Source organism: Brucella sp. 22210, from assembly GCF_052045675.1.
GTDB lineage: Bacteria > Pseudomonadota > Alphaproteobacteria > Rhizobiales > Rhizobiaceae > Brucella.
Genome location: NZ_JBQEPD010000004.1, coordinates 298,841 through 305,428, shown reverse-complemented (window position 1 = coordinate 305,428; position 6,588 = coordinate 298,841). Strand labels below are relative to the sequence as shown.

The window sequence follows — 6,588 nt, the reverse complement described above, 5'->3', positions numbered from 1 at the left end:
GCGGTGGCAACCAAGGCACCCTGCGATGCAAGCTTGCGCCACGCGAACAGCTGGTTAGGCGCAATGCCATGACGACGGGCGACCAGACTGACCGTCGCGCGCCCCTCGTAGGTTTCGTGGACAATCGCAAGCTTCTCCGCTGTACTCCAGCGTCGACGCCGCTCAGGGCCGGAAAGAATTTCCATCTTAATGCTATTACCAGTCATAATGTGAACAGTAGTCCTATCACTTATTTAAGTGGCAGAAACTGTCCGGGCAATTAGGGGGCTATTCCATGAGACTATGCCATACAATTCGTCGCCGCACACCGCGCCTTGGAGGCAAATGGCACCTTGATGAGGCTGTCGTGACAATCAACGGCAAACGACGTCTTCTGTAGCGCGCCGTTGATCAGGATGTCTTTGTGCTTGAAGTTCTGGCCCAGAAACGCCGCGATACCAAGGCGCGCGAGGCGCTTCATTCGGGAGTTGCTGTCATGTCAGGGCGCAGTTCCCCGTGTCATGGTCACTGATAAGCTCGGCTCTATGCTTCGGTCAATCGGGAGATCGGTCTCACGATCTGTGACCCTCGCCAGCACAAAAGTTTGAACAATCGGGCCGAGAATTCTCATCAACCGATAAGAGGGCGAGAACAGGGCATGAAACGCTTCAAGTCAACGCGACGCTTACAGCGTTTCGCGTCCATTCACGACGCGATCAACAACATTCATCATTTCCCCCGCGACCGCTTCACCTCTACGATTCATCGCGAACTGCGCAAAGTCGCCAATACTATCTGGCGCGATATCGCTGGCCTGTAATCCGCGCAATCATTAGATCATAGATCAACACGCATCTGCACAGGTTAAGGGTACAGTACCGGCACAACCTCTACCAATATGGCGACCACGTCGGCGCGCAGTTGCTCCATCGCACCACACGTCACGTCTCACCGATCTAGGACGGCGCAGCTTTTTACGAGCGTTGCCTGAGTGCTATCGCCGAGATCGAGGGCGCGGAAAACCTGTTCCAGCAGACTGAAGATCGACGTTCCCGGTCGTATTGGGCGGCTCATCATTGCGCCGGCACGTCCTCAATACCTCGACCGTTACCCTCAAATGGATATCGATCTCGGCGTCACTGACCGCGCGGTGAATCTCTTAGAAGACGGTGTAGATTGTGTGCTGTGTGTTGGGCCTTTAAATGACTTGGGACCGATAGCGCGACCTATCGGCAAGCTGGCGCCGATCAATGTCGCAAGCCACGCCTATCTGAAACGCTATGGTGCTCCTCAAAGTCCCAGTGATCTCGGATCCCCCTGGGCCGTCAACTACGCTTTCCCCTCCAGTGGCCGGGTCGACGACTGGGAATGGATCGAGGATGGCAAGCAACGCACTCTGCCGGTGCGAGGCCGCGTCACCGTCAATAGCGCTGAAGCATATATCGCCTGTTGCCTGTCAGGACTCGGCTTGATCCAGATTCCTGCCTACGATGTCAGACGGCACCTGGAAGCGGAGGAACTGGTTGAGGTGATGTTAAACCATCGTACGGAGCCAATGCCCATAACGCTGCTTTACCCGCATCGTCAGCATCTCTCGCGGCGATTGCAGGTCTTCGCCGATTGGCTTGAAGCACTACTCAAGAGCGATGTTCTATGTTTTCCGAGAGTATCAAGCCTATTCCCTCATATACCAACCAATGCATCCCAATGTTGTCAGGCTGTGCTCCGCACGTGGCATTGCCGATTAAAGCTGGCTCCTTCTGACTTTGCAAAGGTCCGCTTTGTCGCTTTTAGGGATGGCTGGGAACAACTGAGGCGAAGGTCAGAAACTGTCATAGAGATTTTTCTGGCACCATAACGGTTATTTTTTCTGCGACCTTCGAAACCGGACGGACTGGTTCGACGCATAGTTGGTCGTGAAGATAGGGCTCTCTGACATCTAACTGGTCAACATCAGGCCCAGCTGTGCCCATATAAAATGGGGCGGCTGGGCATATCTGCGTCTAACAACAAAGTATTTCTAAAGCCTCTTGACAGTTTGACGGTTTCAATCAATCATTTAAATAAATAAAACAACGTTTCATTATTTGAAACGACTGGGGATGAAAAAATGGATGAGGCTTCCGGCAAAACCGGGAAGGCTGGTGCTGGCACCAGCACGCTCGATATGGCCTTGCGCGTATTGGAGTTCCTTTCGGGGCAAGATCAGCCGATGACGCTGGCGCAGATCGCGAAGGCGTTTTCTGCAAACAAGGCTACGGTTTATCGGCATCTCGTTACCCTGCAGCGCCATGATTTCGTGCGTCAGGACCCGGAAACCAGCCGTTATGAAGCGGGTATTAAGCTGCTGATGCTGGGCGAAGCGGTGCGCAACCGTTTTCAGGTGGCGACAGCAGCGCGCGACGAGCTTTCGGCTTTGCGCGAACGCACCGGCCAAGCGGTGACGATCTGCGGTCTGGTCGACAACAAGCTTGTTGTGCTGGACCTGCTGCACGGACGTACCGTGATTGAGTTCGGCACGCGGCCTGGCACGGAATTGTCCGTCCATGCCACGGCGCATGGCAAGGTCTGGCTGGCTTTTGGTGCAGCCTCCTTGATGGACCAGATCCTGGCTGCGCCTTTGCATGTGTGGACTCCGAAGACGATCACCGATCCGGCTCGGTTGCGGGCAGAAGCCGCAGAAGTTCACGCCAAGGGCTGGGCTATCGCTGCCGATGAACTTCTGACTGCGGTTAATGCGTTGGCAGCGCCCGTATTCAATCACCGTGGAGAAATCACCGGCTCCGTCGCCATTGTTGGCTCGACGCAATTCATCGGTGCTCCACCGGAAGATGCACAGGTCAGTGAGGTCCTAGCGACGGCGCGTCGGATCTCGGAACGTTTGGGATGGAGAGAACAATAATGACTTATTCGCTTGCAGTGGATATCGGCGGAACATTCACCGATATCGTGCTTCGTAACTCTGACGGTCGTCTGTCGGTCGACAAAACCCTGACTACGCATGAAGATCTGCTTAGCGGGTTCTTCGGTGGCGTCAACGCTGTATTGAAAAAAGCTGGCATTTCGTCCGATGCGATTGATGGTGTCATCGTGCATGCGACAACGGTGGTCACCAATGCGCTGATCGAGCGGAAGGGCCCGCCAACTGCGCTTGTCGTGACTGAGGGGTTCCGCGATGTATTGTCGATCCGTAACGAGCATCGTTACGACATGTATGATCCGCAGATTGAGTTTCCTGAGCCGCTGGTCGCACCGGAACTCACCTTCGGCATCAAGGAGCGCACGCTTGCCGATGGATCAATCGCCGAAATGCCCTCCGATGCAGAAATTGAGGCGCTTGCTTCCGAAATTCGCAAGAGCGGTGCGCAATCGGTTGCTATTTGTTTCCTCAACTCTTTCGTCAATGCAGCCAATGAAGCGCATGTGGCTGCACGTTTGTCGCGGTCGCTCAATGATGTGTTCATCTGCACCTCGTCCGATGTCGCTCCGCAGATCCGTGAATATCCCCGTGCATCAACGGCCGCCGTCAACGCTTACACCATGCCGATCTCGCAGCCCTATCTGCGTCGGCTAAGCGACCGGCTGCGGGATGAGGGATTTGGCAATACACCGCTGATCATGCTCAGCTCGGGCGGAGTTGTCGGCGCGGAGACTGCGGGGCGCAACCCAGTGCGCATGATCGAGAGCGGACCTGCCGCCGGCGCACTCGCTGCCTGCCATTACGCTGAGGTACTCGGTATCGACCGGCTTATGTCCTTCGACATGGGCGGTACGACGGCCAAGGCGTGTCTGATTGAAAACCGGACGCCGCTGGTGACTGGTCTGTTTGAAGTGGATCGTCGCTATCGCTTCAAGGAAGGCAGCGGTCTGCCGGTCACGGTGCCTTCAATTGACCTGATTGAAATCGGTGCCGGTGGTGGCAGCATTGCGCATGTCGATGAACTGGGCCTGCTGAAGGTCGGTCCGGAGAGTGCCGGGTCCAATCCGGGCCCCGCCTGCTACGGCCGGGGTGGAGCGAATGCGACCGTAACCGATGCCGATCTGATGCTCGGCCTCATCGATGCGGAGAATTTCCTCGGTGGAGAAATGCAGTTGGATCGCGTAGCCACCGAACGGGCGATGCAAAAGCTTGCCGACGGTCTGGGAACAACCCCCGTTCAGGCGTCGCGCGGCATCTATCGCGTGGTTACGGAAGCCATGGCTTCAGCCGCCAGAGCGCACGCAACTGATCGGGGCGTCGACTATCGCGGTTTACCGTTATTTGCCTTTGGCGGCGCTGGTCCGCTGCACGCCTGCGGCGTTGCTGAGCTTTTGCAAAGCGCGTCAGTGATTGTGCCCCCGCGCTCCAGTGTACTTTCCGCATTTGGAACGCTGGTGACGCCGTTGCGTCTTGATCTCGTTCGCAGTGATCTCGTGCGGCTCGATGCAATCGACTGGGACCGTACGGAAAAGCTCCTGGGCGAACTGGAAAAAGAGGGCCGCATGGCGCTCATGGAAGCCGGTTGCGCGGCCGCTGATGTTGAAATTCACGTCGGTGCAGATCTGCGTTACTTCGGACAACAGCACGAAGTCACCGTCACGTTCGATCAGGATCCGCGCGAGACACACGATACACAGTCTATTGAGGCACTGTTCTCGGAAGCCTATCGCACGCTCTATGGGGTCAATCCATCGCACGTTCCTGTAGAGGTCGTCAGCTGGCGCATTACCGTCAACGGTCCGGCGATCCACTTTCACGCCGCTGGTCAACCAGCCAGCGCAGCTGGCGAGCCGAAGGGTTTCCGCCCGGTCCATGCCTGGCAGGATGGTGAGATGGTGGCGGTTTACGAGCGCAGCGATCTTGCCGTTGGGCAGGTTGTTGATGGCCCGGTGATCATCGAGGAACGCGAAACAACGACAGCCATTCCGCCGCACTGGGTCGCAACCATTGATGCATTTGGATGCATCGTTGCGACCAGGAAAGCAGCACAGGCTTGAGGAATTGACGCTCTGGTCTCTGGCGACCTTGACGGGCAACGCCAGAGCCAGCGCAACGGTTGGGAGGAAGAACCGTGGACGGCATCGAACTTGAGATTCTCTGGTCAAATCTGATCGGAATTGTCACCGAACGCGCCAAGGCGCTGCAACGTATCGCATTCAGCCCTATCGTCCGTGAGGCTGGCGATCTGGCCTGCGCGTTGTTCGATCAGCGCGGGCGCATGGTGGCGCAAGCCAATACCGGCACACCGGGCCATATCAATTCGCTCGCTTTTGCGGGACAGCATCTTGTACGTGAATTCAGTGGTCGGTGCGAACCGGGCGATGTGCTCATCACGAACGATCCGTGGCTTTCAGCAGGGCATTTCTTCGATATCACGATCCTGACGCCGATCTTCAATGGTGAGCGCCTTATTGCCTATATCGGCTCGACCATCCATCACACCGATATCGGGGGCTATGGCATCGGCGCTGGCGCCCGTGACGTGCATGAAGAAGGGCTGTGGATTCCACCGCTCAAGTTCTACGAGCGTGGCGTGATGAATCCTGTCTTGCAGGCTATGATCCGTCGTAATGTTCGCACGCCTGATGCGGTGTTTGGCGATCTGGCCGCACAGGTTTCAAGTGGTCAGGCTGCCGCCGAGCATCTGATCGCACTGTGCGAGCGTCAGGGCGTCGATGATATCGAGATGTTGTCGGATGAAATCATCGCTCGTTCCGAAGAAGCCACCCGCGCGGCTATCCGCAAGTTAAAGGGGGGCACTTATCACGGCGAATCCCAGTTTGATGTTCCCGGTGGCGAGGTTATCACGCTAAAAACTGCCGTGACCGTTGATCCGGATGCAGGCAGCATCATTGTCGATTTCGACGGTAGTTCGATGCAGACGGCGACGGGTATTAATGTGGTGTTGAACTATACCCACGCCTACTCGACTTTCGCCATCCGCAGCTGCCTCAATCCCGAACTTCCGAATAATTCCGGTTCACTGGCGCCGATTGAAATCCGCGCCCCGGAAGGTTCCATCGTGAATTGCAGCTATCCGGCTCCCGTCAATGCGCGCCACGTTGTTGGTATGTATGTGCCGATGCCGATTTTGAAGGCGCTCTATCAGGTCATTCCAACCCAGGTACTCGCCGAAGGATCGGGCGCCGTTTGGACGATCCAGATCCAGGGTCGCAACGATGCAGGGCAGGCGTTTACCTCGTCGATGTTCAATTATTCCGGCGGGATGGGGGCACGCGCCGAAAAGCACGGACCCAGTGCCACATGCTATCCGACCGGCGTCGCCGCCGTTCCGATAGAAATTCTCGAAGCAGCAATGCCGATCGTCTTCGACCGCAAAGAACTGCGCCGGGGTTCGGGAGGAGCAGGACGTATGCGCGGTGGCGATGGCCAGACCATCGGATTCCACATGCGCACCGATGTGCCATGGCTTCTGAATGCTGTGCCGAGCCGGCTCGACAAGGGACCGGAAGGGCTTGGTGGCGGGTCCGACGGCGCTGCGGGACGGTTCCTCGTCAATGGCAAGTCGGTCAGCGAAGCAAAGAAACTCACCATGCAGCCTAATGACAGGGTGGTACTGGAAACGCCAGGTGGCGGAGGGTTCGGCAAGCCTGCCTGACGGTTAAGAG

General features: G+C 57.0%; 4 protein-coding genes and 2 pseudogenes. 5 read left to right on the top strand and 1 reads right to left on the bottom strand.

The genetic code is table 11. The features are described 5' to 3' along the window. Positions 1–206, bottom strand: a 206-nt coding sequence (locus ACTJKP_RS08490; RefSeq protein WP_440630314.1) for a transposase, incomplete at its 3' end; no start/stop codon positions are given. Positions 207–295: 89 nt separating this feature from the next. Here ACTJKP_RS08490 and ACTJKP_RS08485 point away from each other — a divergent pair. The 5 genes and pseudogenes from ACTJKP_RS08485 to ACTJKP_RS08465 form a co-directional block, all read left to right on the top strand. Next, positions 296–799: pseudogene (locus ACTJKP_RS08485) on the top strand (IS6 family transposase); the annotation flags it as partial. 89 nt (positions 800–888) lie between these two features. Next, positions 889–1,633, top strand: a pseudogene (locus ACTJKP_RS08480) (LysR substrate-binding domain-containing protein); the annotation flags it as partial. A gap of 456 nt (positions 1,634–2,089) precedes the next feature. Further along, entirely contained in the window at positions 2,090–2,881 is a 792-nt protein-coding gene (locus tag ACTJKP_RS08475) for an IclR family transcriptional regulator (RefSeq protein ID WP_078339995.1), read from the top strand. Then, positions 2,881–4,956: a hydantoinase/oxoprolinase family protein gene (locus tag ACTJKP_RS08470; RefSeq protein WP_440630313.1), complete on the top strand. Its 2,076-nt coding sequence runs from the start codon at positions 2,881–2,883 to the stop codon at positions 4,954–4,956. The genes ACTJKP_RS08475 and ACTJKP_RS08470 overlap by 1 nt, the downstream gene beginning before the upstream one ends. Positions 4,957–5,030: 74 nt before the next feature. Next, positions 5,031–6,578, top strand: coding sequence for a hydantoinase B/oxoprolinase family protein (locus ACTJKP_RS08465; RefSeq protein ID WP_440630312.1), 1,548 nt, complete (start codon positions 5,031–5,033; stop codon positions 6,576–6,578). The last annotated feature ends 10 nt before the right edge of the window (positions 6,579–6,588 follow it).